The organism is Kineothrix alysoides (assembly GCF_000732725.1).
GTDB lineage: Bacteria > Bacillota > Clostridia > Lachnospirales > Lachnospiraceae > Kineothrix > Kineothrix alysoides.
In genome coordinates, this window is sequence record NZ_JPNB01000003.1 from 1 (window position 1) to 22,363 (window position 22,363).

At 34.3% G+C, this 22,363-nt stretch carries 20 protein-coding genes; 2 read left to right on the top strand and 18 right to left on the bottom strand.

The window, feature by feature from the left end; genetic code table 11:
• A partial coding sequence (locus CC90_RS0119825; RefSeq protein ID WP_198528800.1) for a helix-turn-helix domain-containing protein occupies window positions 1-185 on the bottom strand: 185 nt, incomplete at its 3' end.
• Window positions 186-376: 191 nt separating this feature from the next.
• On the opposite strand from CC90_RS0119825, the gene CC90_RS0119835 reads away from it, so the two are divergent.
• Both CC90_RS0119835 and CC90_RS0119840 read left to right on the top strand, forming a co-directional pair.
• Window positions 377-988, top strand: coding sequence for a hypothetical protein (locus CC90_RS0119835; protein WP_157837571.1), 612 nt, complete (start codon window positions 377-379; stop codon window positions 986-988).
• Window positions 989-1,119: 131 nt separating this feature from the next.
• On the top strand, window positions 1,120-1,431 hold the full coding sequence (locus CC90_RS0119840; RefSeq protein WP_031392460.1) for a hypothetical protein: 312 nt from the start codon (window positions 1,120-1,122) through the stop codon (window positions 1,429-1,431).
• Between the two features lie 13 nt (window positions 1,432-1,444).
• On the opposite strand, the gene CC90_RS0119845 is transcribed toward CC90_RS0119840, so the two are convergent.
• The 17 genes from CC90_RS0119845 to CC90_RS0119925 form a co-directional block, all read right to left on the bottom strand.
• A complete protein-coding gene (locus tag CC90_RS0119845; RefSeq protein ID WP_031392461.1) occupies window positions 1,445-1,861 on the bottom strand; it encodes a hypothetical protein in 417 nt (138 codons plus the stop codon).
• A complete protein-coding gene (locus tag CC90_RS0119850; protein WP_031392462.1) occupies window positions 1,858-3,381 on the bottom strand; it encodes a Y-family DNA polymerase in 1,524 nt (507 codons plus the stop codon). The genes CC90_RS0119845 and CC90_RS0119850 overlap by 4 nt, the downstream gene beginning before the upstream one ends.
• Before the next feature lie 910 nt (window positions 3,382-4,291).
• On the bottom strand, window positions 4,292-6,244 hold the full coding sequence (locus CC90_RS0119855; protein ID WP_031392463.1) for a non-ribosomal peptide synthetase: 1,953 nt from the start codon (window positions 6,242-6,244) through the stop codon (window positions 4,292-4,294).
• 9 nt (window positions 6,245-6,253) lie between these two features.
• Window positions 6,254-7,414, bottom strand: a complete 1,161-nt coding sequence (locus CC90_RS0119860) for a 2-hydroxyacyl-CoA dehydratase subunit D (protein WP_031392464.1) — start codon at window positions 7,412-7,414, stop codon at window positions 6,254-6,256.
• A gap of 14 nt (window positions 7,415-7,428) precedes the next feature.
• A complete protein-coding gene (locus CC90_RS24895) occupies window positions 7,429-7,842 on the bottom strand; it encodes a 2-hydroxyacyl-CoA dehydratase (RefSeq protein WP_031392465.1) in 414 nt (137 codons plus the stop codon).
• Complete coding sequence (locus CC90_RS24900) at window positions 7,836-8,462, bottom strand: 2-hydroxyacyl-CoA dehydratase family protein (RefSeq protein WP_031392466.1); 627 nt, start codon at window positions 8,460-8,462, stop codon at window positions 7,836-7,838. The genes CC90_RS24895 and CC90_RS24900 overlap by 7 nt, the downstream gene beginning before the upstream one ends.
• Window positions 8,462-9,256, bottom strand: a complete 795-nt coding sequence (locus tag CC90_RS0119875; protein ID WP_108702671.1) for an acyl-CoA dehydratase activase — start codon at window positions 9,254-9,256, stop codon at window positions 8,462-8,464. Before CC90_RS0119875 ends, CC90_RS24900 begins: the two co-directional genes overlap by 1 nt.
• Window positions 9,257-9,282: 26 nt before the next feature.
• The gene (locus CC90_RS0119880) at window positions 9,283-10,242 is read right to left on the bottom strand and encodes a prenyltransferase/squalene oxidase repeat-containing protein (RefSeq protein WP_108702672.1); all 960 of its coding nucleotides are present in this window, start codon (window positions 10,240-10,242) and stop codon (window positions 9,283-9,285) included.
• Between the two features lie 17 nt (window positions 10,243-10,259).
• Window positions 10,260-11,498 carry a methyltransferase domain-containing protein gene (locus CC90_RS0119885; protein WP_031392469.1) on the bottom strand — a complete coding sequence of 413 codons (1,239 nt, stop codon included), beginning with the start codon at window positions 11,496-11,498 and terminating at the stop codon, window positions 10,260-10,262.
• A 16-nt stretch (window positions 11,499-11,514) separates the two neighbouring features.
• Complete coding sequence (locus CC90_RS0119890; RefSeq protein WP_031392470.1) at window positions 11,515-12,351, bottom strand: hypothetical protein; 837 nt, start codon at window positions 12,349-12,351, stop codon at window positions 11,515-11,517.
• Window positions 12,326-13,336 (bottom strand): peptidase U32 family protein, encoded by a 1,011-nt coding sequence (locus tag CC90_RS0119895; protein WP_031392471.1) that lies wholly within the window; start codon window positions 13,334-13,336, stop codon window positions 12,326-12,328. Before CC90_RS0119895 ends, CC90_RS0119890 begins: the two co-directional genes overlap by 26 nt.
• Window positions 13,317-14,009 (bottom strand): ABC transporter ATP-binding protein, encoded by a 693-nt coding sequence (locus CC90_RS0119900; protein WP_031392472.1) that lies wholly within the window; start codon window positions 14,007-14,009, stop codon window positions 13,317-13,319. The genes CC90_RS0119895 and CC90_RS0119900 overlap by 20 nt, the downstream gene beginning before the upstream one ends.
• A 9-nt stretch (window positions 14,010-14,018) precedes the next feature.
• Window positions 14,019-17,552 carry an ABC transporter permease gene (locus CC90_RS0119905; protein ID WP_031392473.1) on the bottom strand — a complete coding sequence of 1,178 codons (3,534 nt, stop codon included), beginning with the start codon at window positions 17,550-17,552 and terminating at the stop codon, window positions 14,019-14,021.
• The gene (locus tag CC90_RS0119910; RefSeq protein ID WP_051869875.1) at window positions 17,527-18,819 is read right to left on the bottom strand and encodes a B12-binding domain-containing radical SAM protein; all 1,293 of its coding nucleotides are present in this window, start codon (window positions 18,817-18,819) and stop codon (window positions 17,527-17,529) included. Before CC90_RS0119910 ends, CC90_RS0119905 begins: the two co-directional genes overlap by 26 nt.
• On the bottom strand, window positions 18,816-19,751 hold the full coding sequence (locus CC90_RS0119915; protein WP_031392475.1) for a UbiA family prenyltransferase: 936 nt from the start codon (window positions 19,749-19,751) through the stop codon (window positions 18,816-18,818). Before CC90_RS0119915 ends, CC90_RS0119910 begins: the two co-directional genes overlap by 4 nt.
• Window positions 19,752-19,781: 30 nt before the next feature.
• Window positions 19,782-20,984: a radical SAM protein gene (locus CC90_RS0119920; protein ID WP_031392476.1), complete on the bottom strand. Its 1,203-nt coding sequence runs from the start codon at window positions 20,982-20,984 to the stop codon at window positions 19,782-19,784.
• Window positions 20,985-20,992: 8 nt separating this feature from the next.
• Window positions 20,993-22,363 carry a B12-binding domain-containing radical SAM protein gene (locus CC90_RS0119925; protein ID WP_031392477.1) on the bottom strand — a complete coding sequence of 457 codons (1,371 nt, stop codon included), beginning with the start codon at window positions 22,361-22,363 and terminating at the stop codon, window positions 20,993-20,995.

Below are 22,363 nucleotides of genomic sequence, written 5' to 3' on the forward strand. Positions count from 1 at the left end.
AAAAATTGAGCCAAAGTAATACCACAGGCTTTACAAATAGCTTCTAATGTATTAAAACTTGGAGAATTATTTCTTTTAAATATATTTGTGATTGTTGATTCAGATAAGTTAGCCTGTTTCGCCAGTTTATAATCTGTCCATTTACGTTCTTGCATAAGTTGCTTTATTCTTCCCTGTATATCCATATTTATATCCTTTCATATTTATACTATACTACCACTCATTTTAGTGGTATAATAGTCAAAATAAGTAATGCCAGTACCATACAAATGAGTGGTATTATGGAGGGAAAAATGAAAGTTTGTAGTTTTTTTGGGCAGAAAGAAGTATATAACAAAAAATTAAAATTAAAAATTAAAAAGAAATTGAGGCTGTTTTGCCCTGCGATAATAGTTTTATTTTTTATTTCTACTTAAAAGATAATTTTTCTTATATTTGCTTTAGAGCAGTGAAACAACTACAGCAAATGCATAAAGATAAAGATATCAGCATTGTTTGCGTAAACTATCGGTCGGAAGATTACAAAGATCATTATTTTGAAACTCCTATGGGAGAGATGTCAAATTTACAAAATTATGATAATTCTTTTATTCTGCATGTACCTGGTAAAAACGACCATTGGTATCATAATAGTTTACGAGTACAAAAATGGATAATAACAGAATCTGACTTTGTCTTTTACTACCTTTATGATAAGTTTTCTATTACTCACATGAGTTTATTATCTTTATTAAAAAAACAGCAAGAACAAGGAAAGATTATTCTGACTGATATTACTTATAAAAGTACACAATTAAAAGTTAAGAAAATTATTGCATCTCTACCAACCGATATACAATATGTATATACGCAACTTAATGATGGTACACCCACAAGCAAACTTTCAAAAGAATTGGGGCTTTCAGTTGTTAAACTATATCAAAAATATAGAACAGGAGTACGTTCATTATCAGTTCTTAAACAAAATGTAGAAATTGAAAAACCATGATTATGTGAAAGTGTATTATATAACTTATAGTACATGCTTACGAAGTCATAGTTTCTTTCTATTAGCTAATTCCAAAACAGACTGATATCACAAATCTATTTTTCAGAATTAATGATGGAGATATTAACAACGTGAAGGGAATAATTACAGCATCGGAAGCTTATAGAGAACAAGATATAAATAATCCGATGGATACCGTTGTAAAATATTTTCAAAGTGACTTAGAATGTTATACATTATCGGATTTGTGGTATGAAAAAAATACTTCTACTTCTTCATCATATGGCCAGGCAAAACAATATGATTCAGATAAATTTATTATGTTATTTTCAAATTTTAATGTAGTTTCTTCAGTTAGGGTTCGTAGCTTAAATCCCAATGATATATATTCAAACTTACAATGGATTCTAGCTCGGAGAATAAGAGTCATAAATGAAAACTAAAAACATAGGAATATTAACATTCGAAGATTTCCCCATTTATACCAATTATATCATCAATAGGAATCATTTCTCCATCAATCATAGCAAGGATTCTCGCATATAGGTCTATCTTTTTTACTCCCCCGGTGACAGAAACGTAAGCGCCGCCATCCTTCTTTCCGTCCGGTTGAAAATAAGTGATTGTGATTTGAGGATGTTCTTTTATCTCATCCACTATAGTCTGTAGCCTATCTTTCAAAGAATCTTTCACATATTCATCCAGTTCTACTCTCTTATCAGTCTGCCTTGCAGTTTCCTTGATGGCAGCGTCATGACCGGTCAATGCAGCGAATGGGGAAAACTGAGCCGCTCGATTAATCACTGCCATATGGGGATGCGTGAAAGAAACATGGTGCGGTAGATGAATTATGTCATCATATGTCTTCATCATGCTTTATGCCCTCCAATCTGCCTATTTCGGAGTACAGTGGTGGCTCCTTCTTCCAAATTCATACCTTTTAAAATGGCATTTTTTCCGTACTTCCGTTTTATCTCCAGCATCGCTTTCTGCACCTTTTTTTCTTTTGCAAGTTCGGCTTCTTTCTCTTCTTTTTCCGCCTGTGCTGCGGCATAGTCCGTAAAGAGGCTAAGCTGTTCAAAACAATCGGTCTTTTGCATGGTTGACTCATCCACCACATGATTTGCTGAGATATTAATTCTTCGTACTAAAAGATTCCTATCAACAATTTCTTCGAATAGCTCCGTAATAGAATCCAGCATTCTCTTTGTAGAGGCTGTTGGTTTCCCAAGATTTATTGTGCCATGAGCAGATTTTGGAACAGAACGACCGTAGTGATCAGTGGTAACGGGCCCGCGATATAGTTGCTTTCTATTTTGATCTGACAAATTTTCAATATCATATCCAACCGTCAGCACAAGTTGATCCGTCACAAGACTTCTATCCACTAGATCAAGTGCTAACAAATCAGTCATCTCCCGAACCACCAGTCTTGCCTTATCACAAGAACAGGCACATTGCAATACCTGCCCTGATCCAATACTGTTTGTACTTGGCTTATAGGCTTTCACGTCAGCAATCGTACATGGTTCCCATCCCCATGCATGGTCTATCAACAGCTCTGCATTGATACCAAACATCTTATACAACAAATCTTCGTTGTAATAATCACTTGGCTTACCGAGAGAACATTTTGCAATATCTCCCATAGTAAAAAGCCCTTGTTCCTCCAGCCTCTTAGCATGTCCTCTCCCAACACGCCAAAAGTCGGTAAGTGGCCGATGTGACCACATCAAATGTCGGTAACCTACCTCATCCAATTCTGCAATCAGTACACCGTTTCGATCTACCGGAATATGCTTTGCCTGAATGTCCATAGCAATCTTGCAAAGGTACAGATTTGTTCCAATCCCTGCCGTCGCTGTAATACCTGTGGTTTTTCGAACATCTTGAATCATTTTTGTTGCAAGCTCACGTACTGACATCTTATAAGATTTTAGATAATCAGTTACATCCATGAACACCTCGTCAATAGAGTAAACATGCATATCTTCAGGAGCAACATATTTCAAATAAATATTATAAATCCGTGTACTGTACTCTATATAATGGGCCATTCTCGGCGGTGCAGCAATATAATCCAACGCAAGTTCCGGTGAGGATTTCAATTCAATATCATTAAAAGATGCCCCAAAAAAGGTGTGTCTTGGCGCATTCTGCCGCCTCTGGACATTTACTTCCCGAACCTTCTGTATGACCTCAAATAACCTTGCCCTGCCGGAAATACCGTATGTTTTGAGGGAGGGCGAGACGGCAAGACAAATAGTTTTTTCCGTCCGGCTTACATCTGCTACCACAAGATTAGTCGTTAGAGGATCAAGTTTCCTCTCTATGCACTCAACGGAAGCATAGAAAGATTTTAAATCAATTGCAATATAGGTTCTATTTTTCATATAGATGCTCCAATTCCTCTCTCACAATGATCTGCTTAGAAGTACTTAATTTTTTATATACACTGGACATATTATATCAAGAACGTTTGTTCGTGTAAATAGAATTGGGACAATTCCTGGAACTTACAAACCTTCAAGTATTTGGAAAGTATATAGATCAGGAAACATGAACCACCCGCATAAAATACAGTAAATCTTCCTGATAAATTTGTCATTTCTATAAAAACAAAGGAATTTGAGATTATTCAAGATGAATATCTCGAGGAAGTAAAAAGGGTTGTCTTAAGTTACGAAGCAAGTGGGAAACTTTCTTACCGATATTGTCCCACTTTAGCATTTATACTAAACACCGGAGCCCGGAAAGGAGAGCTTTTAATAATTCCAAAAATAGATTTTTAATTAATAAAAATGGAAATAAACAAATCCATATCTCTGAAACGGTAAGTACCACCAAAAATAAGGATAAGAATGCAACTACTAAAGATAAGCAAATTATTTACACACCTGAGTATTGAGTATTTTTCGCAGTCTGAAAATACCCCCTAAAGTAAATAACATTCCAGTAAAATAATTTGGCTCACTGCCGTTGCCCAATAACCCATAAATCAATCTTTTCTAAATTTTTATTTTAAAAAAAGACACGGTAATATTTATTTAAAATTACCGTGTCTAAAAGTTTACTTAACAAGATAGTATTTTTTCCAGAATTCCCCTGTATTTATCTTGATATTTTTATGGAATGACCTTGCGATGTAATATTATCTTTCGATACGCTGTACTTACCTCTATAAGTAAGCATACTTCAATAATGATTTTGCTATATTAAGCTCTTTGAACTGGAATAGGACTGTCCTAAGGAACTCCCAGATGACTTTGATAACTGCTTACAATAGACCAAATTCGAAAACAATTAGGAAATCTTTTCCTTTTCTGTTATTAAATGTTGAATGCTATTACATATATCTTCAATCATAGGTCTTTCATATATACTCCTAATATCAATAAGTACATTAAAAAAATCTTCGATTTCAACCGATAAACTCATAACTGTGAGAGACTTTGCACCCAGTTCAAAAATATTATCGGTCAAATTTACATTCTCAATTTCTAATACTGATTTTATAATCCGAACAAGGTTTTCTCTAATATCAGCTTCATTTTGTTTATTTTTCAATTCACCTTTATTATCTATATGGTCTTGATTCAGCTTATTAATTATTTCATCAAATTTACCATCTAAAAATATATTTTTTAAAATAACACGATTCACTTTTCCCACTGCAGTTCTTGGCAACTCCTTTAACGGAATTATATATTTTAGATCTAATCCTACTTTAGATTTGACCGAATATCTAATTTTTGTTGCCAATTCACTGAAATGTATTTCATCACCTTCATATTGCATAAACACAAGGACTTCATCTTCCATAGAAGTTTTATCTTGTATGCCACAAGCAGCTATATTTCCTACTAATGAGCTATCAACTTTTTCAATAACCATTTCAATATCAAATAAATAGTAATTAACCATGTTTACAATAATCATTTCTTTAGCACGCCCTGTAATTACTACTTCTTCATCTTTTATAAAGCCCACATCACCTGATCTATACCACCCATCGGCAGTAAAGGCATCGTCATTAGGCTTATAGTACCCTGGAGAAACGTTAGGTCCTCCTACTTGAATATGGCCTACCTTTTCATCTTCCAATAATCTATCTTCATTATCACAAATCCTAACTTTGCAACGTCTAGGGGGAGTACCAAGGCCAACAAATGATATACCATCTTGAGGATTTTCTTTAATTAATGAACCAATGGATAAGCTACCCCTGTCCAAAAAATATGTATTTATGGTTTTTTCCTGGGATACGCAGGCAACTACCATTGCTTCTGTAACCCCGTAAACAGGGCTGATCATGCTCCTTTTAATTCTATATTTTTCAAACGAAGAAATAAATGAATTGACTAACGGAATGGATAATGGTTCACCTCCTACTGTAATTAACTTTATATGAGAAAAATCCCATTCGTGCTTTTCATTTTGATCAATTTTCGACATTAAATATTTCATACCAAAGTTAGCTGTTAATAAAATGGTAGCTCTGTGTTCACATATTTTATTAAACCACAACTTTGGAAATCTAAAATATACCCGCTTATCCATTAGGTACTGTGGAGTAGCAGTCATTATGGGGAACAAATGGCAAAACACTATTCCAACCATATGAGTTAGTGGCATCCAATGTAATGAAACATCACTTGAATCAACATTAAATTTTTCCACCAGATCCTCATTTGTCACCAAAATATTCCTATGTGTTGTTTTTACTCCCTTGGGTTCACCCGTCGACCCTGATGAAAACATAATTAGAGCTACATCATCTATATTAGCATTATGAATAGTTCCCTTTTCATCTGCTGTATCTATTTCATCATAAAACAATACTCGTTTTAAATCGAATTGTCCTATGATTTCAGAAGATGCATTTTCTTTAAATCTTTTAATAATCTCAAATATATCATCTGATGTTAATAAATATGGATAATCAAATAAATTATATACTCTGAATATTCTTGACATTTGCTCATCTGTAATAGCCGTTGATAAAGGAACCGGAATAATCCCTCCCATAATACATGCCCATAATGAATATATATATTTTTCTTGATCTTCAATTTGAATAATGATTTTTTCTCCTGGCTTAATACCTTTACTTTGTAACACATAAAGTAACCTTAATGCCTTTTCGTATAAAGCATTGTAAGATACAAACTTTTCTTTCTCCTCACTCAATATAAAAGTTATGCCAATATCCTCCGACTTATTAGAACTCATCATATCAATTAAACTATCAAACATATTATCCTCCTACTTTGAAATCATTTCTACAAAAGCTTCTAGCCTAGTTAACAGTTGCGCCCTATTATAGCTCCGACTATCTAAACAATCACCATTAAGCTCTATTATAGGAATATCCCTTCTATTTAGATGTTTCTTTATGATATTGAATCTTGAATTAAACAATCTGCAATTCATATGTGAAAAAAACACAACACCATCAACATCATAATCTAAAACCAGCTTTATTATATTATTTGCTCTTAACTGAACATCGCAGATAAAAGGAGTATTTAATGTTCTTTCAGCTAACCCTAAAAAAGGATTTTCTGTGGTCAATTCTATTTCCGGTAAAATATTAAACTCTTCAATTGTAATCATTGCTCCAAGCTCTTTTTCTATATATTCATATAATTTATCATCATAAGAAATACCCATGTTACACCATAGTATTTTGCATTTTGGAGCAATCTTCTTTTCATTACATTGCGCATACTTATTACATGTTTCATAATACTCCTGAGCCACCTGCAAAGCTCCCTCTGTCCCAAATAGCATAACTAAATTAACAAATTTAAGCATCTGTCCGCCATATATCAACCCGGGGTATTTTTTTCTTATATTATTAGCTTTTCTGAAATAGTTTGCTGCTTTATTAGAGAGGTCGATAACTTCTGATAATTTAATTAAATCAGGTTCTATTCCAGAAATCTCACACAGTTTTACATAAGTCTCTTCATATTGTTTGGCCACAAAGAATGCTGCATTATTTGACCTTTCATAAGGTAGATCAATCGCATAAAAAGGTATTTTGTGTTGATTTGACATAACAAAGAAGTCATTTACTACCTCTTGGCACGCATTTAGCCCCACAAAGGTATTTGGTAATGGTATCAAATTATTATTGACAGCAGATAATGCTAGACGATGAAAACTGCAACCACCTGTATCATAAAATAAGCTATTTGCCCTATCCAACCCCCTTTCGTGTATAGTTGTAGGAGGCAGCATTCCAATCATGGACTCAACGATTACAGGCATAAGATCTGCACCTAAAATTATTTCCTGTGGAAAACCAATATCCTTAAAAATAATCTTTCCCTGATAATTGGACATTCCGCGATAGAACCTGTATTGGAATTTGATTAAGCTGAAATAAAAATCTTCATAATAATGTATATCCATTTCCATCTATTATCCCCTGCCTATTCTAAGCATTCTATAAAAGCTTGAATTCTTGTATGTATCTGTGCAGAGCAGCTACCAGAAAAAGAATCATTTATTACAAGAAAAGGTATTTTCTTTTTCTTTGCGATTTCTGATAAGAGAATCACTCCATATGATTGTATAGGACAAAACTTAATTGTTGAAAATATAACTCCTTTTACATTATAATTTTCAAGCTTATCTTCAAACTTCTTTATCCATCCAGAATTCCAATTGCATATGATACTTTCATGATTAGATTGATTATTTGTATATTTACTACTACCTAAGTCATCTTGCTGAATATATTTTAAGTCATTAGTTTCAAAATTGTCATATGAAATTACTTTACCACCATAATCATTAATCACCTGTATAATATCTAATGGTGTAATTTGTATTCCACTTAACAATAATTCAGGAGAATAACATTCGTTTTCAGTCTTTCTTTTCGTTTTTCTTCAAGACTGTTTAATTCCTTATCATATATCTCATGCAGTTCCCCTGGAAATTCATCAAGAACTTCAATATCTCTTAGGGATAAAGGGACAGAGTTTTTCGCAATATCATCAACAATTTCTTTTTTATATTTCGTTATTCTTTTTATTTCAAGGCGTTTTTCCTGTAAGATATTATCAGAAATAATTACGTTAAATTCATTCCTTATAAAATTAATCAGCTTCAGTTCTTCAATGTTATAATACTCCAATGAATACAGAGAGTTTATCTTTGGTATGTTAATCATAAATATTTTTTTGTTAGGCATATATTCATGTAAATATTCATACAGGGCCACCATTGCATGACATTTATTTTCAAAAATAAATCCATCATATTTTTGTTCTTCTCTTATAATAATATCTAAGCAGCTCATTGCATATGAGCACATATAAGTAGGGAAATAACATCTGGAATTATAAGATACCAAACCATCACCCTTTATTCTTGTAAGCTTTATACCAAATGAAAGGAATACTTCAAAGGGAATCGCATTTCCACACATATAGGCCATATGTATATCCGGACGTATCATTAACAATTGCCACCCCCCACTTTCTTGTATTCTTCTAAAGCTATAAGAGCCGCTCCAAGTGCTCCTACTATCTGTGGCTCCGGTGGAATGAAGACTTTTTGCCCGATATATTTTTCAAGTTTACGTACTATTCCCATATTTTTTGCCACACCACCAGTCATTACGACACTCGGTTCTATTATTGCCCTCTCTAATATTGCTACTGATCTACAACATACAGAATCATGAATCCCATCAATTATATCTTCTATCCTATGTTCATCCGCTATTTTTGAGATAACTTCAGACTCTGCAAACACAGTACACACACTGCTTAATTTAATTTCTTTTGAAGCCTGTTCTGATAATTCCCCCATTTTATCAACATTGACATCAAGAACCCTTGCCATTGCTTCCAGAAATCTACCTGTGCCAGCTGCACATTTTTCATTCATTAAAAAATCTTCCACTTGTCCGTTAACTCCAACCTTAATTACTTTGCTATCCTGACCTCCAATGTCCAAGATCGTGCGTACTTTTGGATAGTAATATCTCGCCCCTCTGGCATGACATGATATTTCTGTAACATTTTTAGATGTTTTATCTACATTTTTTCTTCCATATCCAGTGCTCACCATATATTTTAAATCTGACTGTAAGCATCCTTTCTTTTCACATACCAAGTTTAACGCTTTTTGTGCAGATTCCTTATGATTTGCACTTGTCTGGATCACTTCATAACTTTCTATTTCTTTTTCATCATTAATCAACACAATATTCGTTGAACTAGATCCAATATCAATCCCAGCAAACATAATCACCCTCCTAACTAATATCTCATCTAAATATTATCTGCCAATATTGCTATTGCTAATGTTAATGTAGGTGACGGCAACTTTTTCTGTCCAAAATCCCATCCTTTGTATCCAGTGTAGATTGATTCCGGTGTAAAAGAACCATCTTCATTTTGCTTGTCTAATAATATTGATACCATTTCATTATAAGATTCCTGTGTCTTTGCGTATTCAAAGTTACTCAAAACTTTAATAACATGTATAATATCATACCAATGATTTGGATATTTTAGCTTTCTAAAGTCTGTACCCATAGCAAACATGTATATTTTTCTTTCCTTCGTATGTTTCCAATGGTCACAGATCGAATCAATCGCATTTTTCACAAACTCTTTATCATGATATTCTGGTAATAAAGAAAAAACCTGTAAAGCCCATAGCGAACCTATTGGGCAATAATCCGTTTTCCTTCCGGGCCCTCGGAAATTGCTGACAGAACCAGAACATCTCCATCCATTATCTTCAGCTTTTGAAACCAAAAATTGAATTCCCCGCTTTACACGCTCATCCTCCTTATATCCTGCTACTATTAAAAAGTGAATGAGCAGAGGAAAATCACACATTAACCAATCCATACGAGGTTCTTTTGCACCGCCATAAGATTCTGGCACATGTAATAAAGATAAAAAAACTCCTTCATCATTTTGATTCTCAAATATTTTCCTTGCCAAATTCTGTATTACCTTTTCTTTACCATCAATTCCCATTTCCAAAAGCAGATGTGCCTTATGTATTGGATGATTTACATCGTTATGTCTAACTAATGGCGGTTCCGGCCACTGCTCCACAATTTCGATTGTTTTTTTTACCTCATCACATGAAAGCAATTGCTTTTTCATTTCTTCAGCACCGCTTTCATTCTTTTCCAGAAATCTTTTGATACCATATTCTACCCAAGGCTGCTTTTGTCTTTTTAAATAATCCATATAATCATACTTTAATTTCATGGTCTGCTCCTCTATGTTTATTTATTTTCTTTATTGGCTTCAAGGATATAATAAGTCTTCTTCTTTTCCATTAGCTTTAAAACAAACCCCTTCTTTCCAAATATCTCCTTTACTTCTTCAGCATTCATAAAATGATCATCAAATATAGACTCCATAATACTAATTTTTCCTGTTAGTTTTAAAATCCTTGCTAATTCCTTAATACTTTCATCCAATTTAACAATTTCGCCTAGTACTAAATTGATGCAAATAAGGTCTACTGAGTCATCTGAAAGATCAATTGAACAACTATCACCCTTTATATATTTTATATTTTTTATATTCTTTTTTTCTGCTCTTTTTCGAGTTATCTGCAGCATTTTTTCCCTGATATCCATTGCAATCAACGTGCCACCAATTTTTTGTGCCAAAGGTATCGAATAATATCCTGGTCCACATCCCAAATCCAGTACCACAGGATTCTCAACCTTTTCATCTATACTTAAATTTGCTATGTATTTATATGTAGGAAACAATAAATATCTTAATGGCTGCAATAGTACATATGGCGGAGCTGTTGATGGTATAGCTTTTATTTTACCTGCATCTGACTTTATTTTTCCTACAATAATAAAGTTCAGTATGATAGTAATAACAAATGTGATTCCAAGAAATGTGTAATCATACTTTAAAAACGGCATTAGTATGATTATCAGAAATACAAATACTATTCCTCCGAAAATCGGTCCAGCATCTCTTTGTAACCCACGTTTCCAATTAGCTTTCCCTTGTGCTGGAATCTCAAGAACTTTTCCACGATAAGGAATCAGTCTGGGCACCTTTTTTTTATATGTATCATAAAATTCATTGCATATATTTATCAAGAATTTTTCTTCCACATATATTTGATGCATGTGTACCCCTATGGTAGGCAAAACAGCAATTGCAACAACCTGCCACGAATCAAAGATTAGACTAAATCCTAACGTAAGTATAATGGCACTAAAATACATTGGATTTCTACAATACCGATAAGGCCCGTTTGTAATGATACCATTTGTCGCTATCGGCTTAATGGAATTTATATTTTCCCAATTGTACATTGATGTCCAGATTCTTAAAATTATGCCTAAAAACATAACAATTGTACCTACTCCAAGCATTGTCTTGTTGAACCTGCTATGTTCATCTAATATAAAGTATAAAATGCTAACAGCCACAGGGAGAACTCCCATCAAAACCCGATATTTATATAGCAAGAGATGTAATCTTTTCATAAAATCTCCCCCAAAGTTACTTATTGTATTCTTCTATCCATTTATGACTGTCAACTATGCTGACCATTTCATTATTAAGTTCTCGTATATCATCCTCGTTATATGGAATTGCCGCAAGAATTGCATTCCCATCCATAAATAATTCATCCGTTACTTCATGAAACAATTTAAATTTTTTATTTTTGCAAGCTAATTTACAATTCTCCCCCTCTTCACAAACCAATCGCTTGGTATGGCATTTTCTTGTCAATGCAACCATTACATTTCCTTTGTGAACATAAATATACATTCCCTCTTTTTGCAATTTCTTAATTAAGGGAAAGGTTTCGGGTATATAATCAAATTCAAGCCCATAGATATCATTACTTTTTATATATTTTAGGGTTAATTTGTAATTTAAATTAGACAAATGAAATAATTTCTTATCCGCAAAGTCAGAAATTATACTATCCTTATCCATAACTGAAGGCATTGCTGGTCTGGCTCTCATTGGTACTGATATGGTTTGGCGACCTAATATCACCTTTAGATTCTTTAATGACAAAGATTTTATTAATTGGCTAATACCCAAATCATTTGCAATAATATAAACTGGTAGATTATATTCATTAATTTTACATAACTGATGTTTTACCTGATTTATTTCATCATCATTCAAACGTGGGTAAATGAATGATACTCTTTTTCCATGCCTTTCAGCTAAGTTCATTGCTTCATCTAATTTGTCATCAGGCAAACATTTTTTGAAACAAAATTCGTTACCAAATCTTAACTCAAAGGCTTCCGTTAAAATGTGATTTTCCTCAATGCCATCCAGATCATTACTATCAATGCACTGCACAAACCGTTCCATTTGTATCCTCTCTTTCGTAGAAGCATTTCTTTAACTGACAGACTCCAAGCAATTCTGGTGTATTCTTTTTCAAGTTATCTATGTATTCCTCATACCCATTTTTATCATTGTTTTCTAAAAATTTAACTAGCGCAGTATACTCCCTTGGAACTCTTTCCTGATATTCTATCGGCTGACATCTTCCTTCAATTTTCAAGACAGAAACATTCGTCTTTAACAGATCAGGCAGATAGCACAATGAACAGAACGGATAACAATTCAGGCAGTTATGCTCCATCTTCTCCTTACTTTTCCAATCCTCTATTTGAAAAGAAAACATACAGGGATTACGGATACCAATTGAAACGAATGATTTGTCATTATCCAATTTCCACAATGGGTCATTCGGAAATTCAACACTTTGTTTTTTATAGGAGTGGGATAAATAGCAGTTTCCATTAACATTAGAGCATCCCTGCCCATGAATAAACGCTTCTATTTCCAAATTATATGGATTCTCGGATAACCTGGATAATTCTTTTAATGTAGTATCCGGTGGTGCGATAATCCTCGAAACATTAAATTGTGAATAAAATCCTATCGCCTCACTGTTTCTTACTGTAGCAAAACTACCTATATGTATTGGTATCTTCACTTTCATTTGATCCAACAATAATATCAAACCTAAATCGGCTACTATGAAACTATCAACTTCCGCTTTCACCGCCTGCTTTATATGGGGCTTTGCTAAAATATCTAAAATATCTGCCATAAACGGAAGGTTAAGAACGAAATTTACTTTTCTGTTTCTGGCATGGGCATACTCTGTTACTTTTTTCAGTTCTGCAAAATCTTCCAGGCTACCATAGCTTGGCCTGCCATTAAACGTAACATGTTTTATACCTTTTAAACGCACACCACAATAGACTTCATCCGCACCAGCATCGATTGCCTTTTTTGCCGCTTCTAATGAACTTACTGGTGAATTAACACAAACATGTTTCATCCGAAATTACCCTCCCATCCTCGATTTTAATAACTCTATTCGCCTTTTCTACCAAATTTAAATTGTGTGTAATATAAATGACAGTCTTACCATTATTTTTATGTATTTGCTGCAAAGTATCAAATACATACTCTGACATCTTACTATCCAGGCTTCCAGTCGGTTCATCGGCTAATATGATATCTGGATCATTTACTAAAGCCCTTATAATTGCTACTCTTTGCTGTTCCCCACCCGATAGTTGACTGGGATATTTAGTTAGTTGATTTTTTAACCCATACGTTTCAAATAGATGTATCACCTTTTCTTTCCTTGGAGAATCCACACCCTCTTCACTAACCAAAAGCGGAAGTAATGCATTATCCAGAGCAGATAAGGTAGGTATTAACCGAAACTGCTGAAAAATAAATCCGATTACTTTATTACGGAGTTTTGATTTTTCATTTGCGTCCATACTTAATATATTTTTATTCTTTATTTCTATCTGTCCAAAAGTAGGGGTATCCAGCGTCCCTAATATATTAAACAAAGTTGTTTTACCGGCCCCACTGGGTCCAACAATTGCAATCAATTCACCTTTATTTATCTCTAGGGATACATCCCTAATACCAAAGAACTCAGCTTCTGTATTAAGGTTATACACTTTTGATATATTTTGTGCTCTAATTATCATCTATTCACCTCATCTCAATGCCTCAATCGGTTCCTTTTTCAATTCTTTTATAATAGGTATTACCCCAAAAAATAAAACAATTGCAATTCCAAGAAACATGGAAAGACTCAATATAAAGGCAAAATTAGGCATAGTCAATATTTGAGCAATAAACTGCGTAATCAGCACGACAAACAGTCCTCCAATGAATCCAGCTATACCACCCACGATGCCAAGAAAAACCAGCTCTAGAACTAAAATTTTTATGATTGTCTTATTAGGTGCCCCTATCGCCATCATAATTCCTATTTCTTGACGCCTTTCAGTCATATTTACTATCACCATATTCATAATACCAATTCCACTTACTAACAGACAGAATATTCCTATGAGTGATATAATTAGGTCAAACTGGTAGAGTATTTCCGAAACCGTACTCTGCAGCTTTTCTGTATACACAGTGCTAAATATCCTGTTTGGATATTTATCCTCTAAAATATTATTGATTTTTTCATCTGTTGTTTTTGTTTTATTTGTATCAATCACTTTTACTTCGATTACATCATAATAATCTTTTCTTACAAATTTATCAGCCATCTCCAACGGAAGATATATCACAATATTCGGTGTAACAATAGACTCAATCCTTCCGGACATTCCATCCGTCTCTTGAAATATCCCTTTTGTACTAACATTAAAGTTACCAATTCTTAATGTATCACCTACTTCTATCGTTTCAGAAAATGCTTTTGCACTTATGTCATATCCAACATTAGCTGTCAGTCCATCTCCTTTTTCTAAAATTCTGCCCTTGTCAATTTGCAACGGTGTCATTTGCTGGAATGTATCAAGATCTACAAACTGAATAAAACAGTTTGTACTCTCACCCCTGAATGTAACAGTTGTCTCATAATTCATTACTGGGCAAACACTTTTCACATTTTCTATTTTCTTTATCTCATTGACCACATCATCAGTAAGCCTTAATGAAGCTGCTTTTTCAAATGATTGCGTAGGCGGTGATACACTTATATCAACCTTTTCCGACAAGATAATAATTCTACCTGCTCCAAAACTTTCAAAATCCTTCCTCAGTTTTTGATCAAATGCTTGACCTAATGAAATAGAACCGGCAGTGGCAGAAATCCCAATCACAATCCCAATAAAAGTTAAAACTGTACGAGTCCGATTTCTTCCTAAATTTTTAAAGGCAAATTTTATTAATTGTATATTCGTATTCCTAAACAGTATAAATAAACAGATGCACAAAAGTACAATAACGACAAAAACTACAATTGTAAATATTGATATATTTACTCTATTGACCTTTGTTAAGGAAATCTGATATCTATCAACTATTTCCCTTCCTTCTCCCCTTGATGTATATTCGGACACAATTCTTAGTGATTTGCTATCTTCTCTTTCATCGGAAAAAGAAAGGACCTTTGATATTCTTTCTTCCCCTTTTAATGTATCAAAATCATAAGTCAAAATTATATCATTTGTTTTTTCATCATAAACAGTAACTACTACATCTTCTAATGCTTCTTTACCACCATTATATAAGCCTAGAAGAAATGCATTTTTACCAGTTTCTTCAAATGTCACGCTCAAATCTGCCTTTTTAAGGGAACCCTTTACTTCATCAGCTACATCTTCATAGGAGAAGTTATCAAGCATTAAATATGTCTCTTTATCGGTTCTAACCTCACCATTTGCAGCAGGTGTATCAATGACAATTCCTTTTACCTTGGCATAATCTGAAAGAGCTGCTAATGAAAAATAATGGGGATAATATGTGTTTTTATATGGATTTAGACCAAGTACCGTATAATATGGATGTTCCCAGCCTCCATATTCTTTCTGATTATCAAGTATGTACTGTACTCCCTCTTCAATTTGAGGCATATATTTATCGGAATCTACTTTCATGAGTGCCATGATCACCCAGGCAGTCTGTTCGGGTGTACTGGGCCCCATTTCTGTAAAAGAAATTCCATTTTTCTCACTCCACCATGAAAAATGTTCTCCCCATCCTCCATCATCATTCTGCTGGGCGAGAAGCCAGTCTACTGCCTTTACAATAAATTCATCATTCATGTCATACCCAATATCTGCCAAACCTTGCAAAATACAAGAGGTTCCATACAAATAACACAGCCCCCATCTACCATACCAGGCTCCCTGATCATTTTGATCTTTCTTAATATAATCTAAGCATTTTTGGATAACCGGATCATCTACAGTGTAGCCACATGAAGACAATGCCGTTAGTACATGTCCTGTAATATCGGCTACACTTGGATCTTCCGTTGATTCTGTAGGGTCTTTAAAATCCTTGTCTCCATCAAACCGTTCAAATGTTCCCCATCCTCCATCATCATTCTGCATATATAAGAGCCATTCTTTTCCTTTTTCAACGGCCATTCTTTTTCTAAATTCAGCTGAATATGACGTAAAACGTAAATCATTCAACGCATTAATTGCTAATGCGGTATCATCATTATCAGGATACAAGATATTATATTCATTATAAGACCAGCCGCCTGAAGGTGCATTGGACCAATTATATCCTCCGCCTTGTGTCTGTGCGTTCACGATCCAGGTAGCCGCTTTTAATAAGGAATCTGCTGAAGAATCAATATTTGATTTGCTCAAGGCACTAATCGCAAAAGATGTATCCCAAACACTTAGAATAAATCTCTTCTGATATCCGTCAGACTCCCTATTACTGTTGATCCATTCCATACCTCTTTCAATTCGTGGAGCATGTTTTTCACTGTCTATTTCATGTAAAGCAATCATATTAAGGCATGTTCCCAATAATGTATACCAGCATCCATCTTCTAATTGATGCGATACCATCCATTGTTCCGCTAAGTTTAGCTCCGATGACTTTATATGCAGATTTTCTCTTTTTCGATATTCCTTTATCACGCTCATTGCAATCCCAGCTTCTCTTCCCCATGCCATACTGGAATATGGGCTATATTCATCAGTATTGTCTAAATACAATATGGAAAGGTCAGGGAAAAAAATCTTAGAATGAGGGCTGTCCCATGGTTCTTCATAAAGATTAAAAAGAGCGTAGAAAGTTTTACAGAATATATCTGTATTTTTTAAACCACCGTTATTTTCGACAAAGACAGCACTTCTTTTTAGTTCCTCCCGATTTTCATCCACCCCATTAACCAGCAATGCTAATCTGACTATTGCACTTATAGAAACCTCAGACGTTCCGCCTTCATCAAAAAAACCCCAGCCTCCATCTTCATTGATATGATCCAAAAGCCATGTTGCTGATGTTCCTATCGCTTCTTCTAAATCTTCTATTTGTAGATATTTGGCCGTTATCATGAAATATGCAGTTTCTCTGGGATTTATCCTTATATCTGCCTGCCACAATCCTCGATCAGTTTGAAGGGACAACAAATAATCTCCAGCTCTTACAATGGAATCTTCCAATTGTTCATCTGTAATTGGTGCCGCTTCAACGACAACAGGATTAACGAATAATAGCAATAAAATAAATATGATGCTATACGAAACGACTTTCTTGAACAATTTTTTTCAACTCCTTTACCACATTTATTTGTGAGAGATTTAATACAATATTCAAAAAACTAGGGTTCGATAGGATACGTAACAAAATATTCCTCCATGAATAAAAATCCTTCATGGCTATATATTGCCCCTGCTGCAATTCCATAGCTTTCATTTTATGAGGAGTAAATACTACATGAGCAGCATCATAATTTTTCCATTGATAATTAAAAATTCTATTTTCTTCCTTATATTGATCATAAAGAGGTGTTCCTGGATATGGAACCAATATTCCAAAATTAGCGACATCCAGTTTTGCCTCTTTTGCAAACCGAAGAGTTTTTTCAAATACTTCAATGTTGTCATTTTCAAAGCCAAAGATAAAGGCCCCATGTACAATTATCTTCTTTTTTCTAATCTTTTTTATCTGTTCTATAAATAAAGAAGTTTTATTTACATTTTTACGATTTGAAATTAAGTTATTTTCGTCAACAGATTCAAACCCGATAAATAAACCTATACATCCACTCCTTTTTGCCAGATCCAATAACTCATCATCATTGGCTATGCTAATGGAACATTGACTGAACCATTTTATTTTTAGCGGGATAAGTTCTTTAAAAAATTCTTTTGCAAACTCTCTGTCACCAACAATGTTATCGTCAACAAAAACAATTACTGGCATTCCTCCTTTAGGTAAGCTTTTGATATCTTCTATTATTTTTGAAATTTCCCTTGTCCTATAAGTAGGCCCATATATTTTCTTAACCAGACAAAATTCACATGTATTTGGGCATCCCCGGCTCATTAATACCGTCTTTGTTACCAAATATCCGCTTTTACTGAAAATATCCCTACGAATTTCAGGAATTCTTAACGGCTTCATTGCTCTTTCCGATTTATAAATGGATTTATGCTTCCCATTTTCAAAATCTTTAAGAAATTCTCCCCATGTCTCTTCACTTTCACCTATAAAAATAACATCTGCATATTCAAGGCATTCTTCAGGCATGACTGTCGGGTGCATACCACCCATTGCTACCGTTGCACCGGTTTCTTGATAGTGTTTCGCAATTTCAAAAGCAGCTTGTGCTGCAGGGGTGGATACTGTAATTGCTACAATATCCCACCCACTTAATATATCTACTGTCTCAATATTACCATCAATGAATTGCACCTCATAATGACTTGGTGTTAAACCAGCCAGTATACCGATAGCAAGAGGCGGTGCAAGATACTTGCTTGCCATCTTTCCTATTGGAGGAGCAATAAACAAAAGTTTCATCATTTCACCCAACTTTCAAAGATCAACAGTAATGTTGCCGCCCCTGTTCCCATAAGCCAAACTGGAGTATGAATACTTTTCTTTAATTTCATTAATTTTGACTCATCCCTCAACAATGAAGGTTCTGACATCCTATATATTCTTGCATAATCTAATATTACAAATACAAAAAATAATAAAGCAATGATAAAAAGGACCATCTTCAACGATGAAAAATAAGATATGTTATTAAACCAATAAAACAGCATAGCTGCATTGGAAATGCTACCAATTATGATTGATATCATAACTGTTTTTCTCCGCCCAAATCTGACACATGGATTCATCACATTTGCTTCTTTATCTTCTTCATAATCACTTATTTCATCCATAAAGAACATTGGAACCATCTGTACACCAAAAATCAGAATTGTAATAACAGACAATCCATGAAAATCTCCGGCTATTAATAAATAAGCAAATAACATCGGAATTAAGTATAAGACCAATGCCAAAGTTATTGGGTTCATTACTGTGCGGCGTTTGAAGTTAAAAGGCTTGCCGGAATATGCGTATGCAAAAAACAATCCTATCAACCACAGTATTAACAGCATAGGCTGCCTACGCACTATAGTGAGTCCAATGGTCAGTGCCGAAACGATAATGGTTTCAATAATAATCATCTGCTTAACTTTTTTCATCCCAAAATATTCAATCGAATCAGAAATATATGATTTAAATTTCTTATCTGATTCATAATCACTTATATTATTGATTTGCGCACCAATAAAATGGGCACCATACCATATGAGCAGGCTCATGATAACTCGGAAAACATACTGTGAAGAAAATGGAACAAATAATAATGCCAATAATGCCGGTATACCAGTTTCATTAATCGCTGATGGTAAATACTCCCATCTAACTAGAATAAAAAAATTTTTAATAGCTTTCATTTCTCTCCTCCTAATCTCCTCAAATGTGTTTTAGTCCTGCTGGCAGAATGGTCGTATTGAATTATCCCCTTCCAGAAAAAATAGACCGCATTTTTGATTTCGTTCAGCACTGAACTGATGATCTCCCATATAGTTCTCACAACTAATCATTAAAACTTCTTTTAAATTTGCCAAAGGGTCAAATTCTTTTTTCAGCATTGATGAAAATAACATTTTTCTAAAGATTTGCTTCTTAATTAGCTGAAACATTTTTAAAGTTAATTTTGTCATCAAGAACGTTTTTCTGCCCCATGAGTTAGTATTATTAAGTTCCACTGTCAACTTCTCTAAGTATTTTAGAAAAGAATCCATATTCAATGCTTCCTGCACAGGAATTAATGACTTGTTTTTTGTTACATAAACATAAGTTGTTAAATTACACTCCTTATGAAATAAGGGAAAATACTGTTTTTGTTGCTTTTTACTTACCGCTTCAATAAATTCTGGAACAGGAAGAATGGAAGCCGGTGGTGTGAAATGCTCTTTCCTAATCCGTTGATTTGTCTGGTACTCAATACTGTTTACAATCTGGTCTTTGTCAAAGATGTATGTAGAACTAAATTCATCCGAATTATTTCTGTTCCGTATAAAGGATTGGAAATTTACATGTTCTATAAAATCCTTATTTTCTACTGCAAAATCAATAATAGAACCAATTTCTCCGTCATTCACCCTCTTCATAATGCACGCTGCCAGTATTGTAGCCTGTTTCACAGATTTTAGGTTTTCTAAGACCTTTCTTTTCGTCTCAGCCAGTTCTCTTCCCCTCATTAATTGGTAAGCTTTATCATTGAATCCATCAAACTGCAAACCCATCTGACTCAATCCTGCTTTTTTTAGATCTTTCACGAGTCCTATATCATCAGCAAGCCTTATCCCATTCGTCATGACCTCTGTTCTTTTAAATCCCATTTCATGAATTTTTGCAATCAAGTCAGGCAGATCATCACGAAGGGTAGGTTCACCACCGGTTAGCGCAATTGTTGGGTTAATATCCGGTCTATCTTTTTTTAACTTTTCTAATCGCTCAATAATTTCGCCAAAAACCAAATCTTTGGATGTACTTCCTTTACATGCATTCTTTAATCTTCTAAAACAGATTGGACAATTAAGATTACATTTTTGCGTCACTTCAATAAGTCCTAATATTGGATTAGACAAATCATTAATGGAAGTAATAAAACCAGTATCCATACCCTTTCCTACCATTTCTGTGAGTCAAAAAAGCCACCAATCGACCATTTAAAGAATCCCTTAAACGTTTCTTTATCCAACTTCTTTACTTCTGCAATTACACGCTGCATCATCTTAATAGGTCTAAAATAAAATTTCCGATAAGAATAATTTAATAGCTTTTGTCCATCCTTAAGCGATATCTCTTTAGTTTCAATAATTGGACTCATAATCGTATACCGCAACAAATTCCTTTCCTTAATTAATCCTTCGTTTTCACAGGACTTATAGAATCTTGTTCCTGGAAATGGAGTCGGAACGCCAAAAAATACATAGTCTGGATCTAATTTTAATACAAAACTCACCGTAGCTTTTGCATCTGCAATTGTTTCCCCCGGAAATCCGAGTATAGACGACACCGCCACTCTCATTCCGGAATCACGTCCTAATTGTACAGCCCGGAAAAACAGATCATTTGAAATATCCCTATTGAGATTCTTCATCGTTTTTTCCTGAACAGACTCTATTCCAAACAATAAGCATTCACAACCAGCACGATAAAAACGTTTCATAGTTTCTAAATCAGGTACCCGGTCTGCTCTGGTCTGCATCCCCCACCATACTTTCAATTTTCTCTTTTCAATCTCATCACATATTTCTAACGCCCGAGGTAAATCAACTAAAAAATCTTCATCAACGAATGAAATTCCTTTGACCTTGTATTGTTCAATAAGTGATTCCATTTCATCCACAACATTTTTAGCGCTTCTGCCTCTCCAGCTTGGAAATAAATGAGAAATAGAACAGTAATTGCAAGCCATAGGGCATCCTCTGCTGGTCATCATAGTTGCCATACTCATTGGTCCGAAAAGTTTATATTTATGCATTGGAAATAAATGTCTGGCTGGAAACGGAATCTTATCTAAATCCTCTTCCGGTGCCCTTGGATTAGTTTTTATTACTTTTCCATCCTTTTTAAACATAAGACCATCAATTTCTTCCGGATCTTTACCACTTAACAATTCTACAAACGTTTTTTCTCCTTCGCCATACATTACATAATCTGCATATTCGACAACTGTATCTGGTTCTAAGGACGGCATTGTTCCCCCTATTGCTACCGGATAATGCTTTCTTAGTTGTTCAGCAATCTGCTTGCCATAATCGATATTACAGGTAACGCAGGATATTCCTACAAAGTCAGGATTTGTTTTAAGTGCTTCTTCAACTGTCTTCTTTACGGAATACTTGAATCCAAAAGCATCTATTACCTTTACCTCATGCCCCGCCCGTTCAATTGCAGCAGCTACATATGCAAGTCCAATTGGAATGCTGGGCAGGCCCATGAATTTTAATACTCTGGGTTCATCGTAATTTGGATTGACTAAAGTTACACGCAT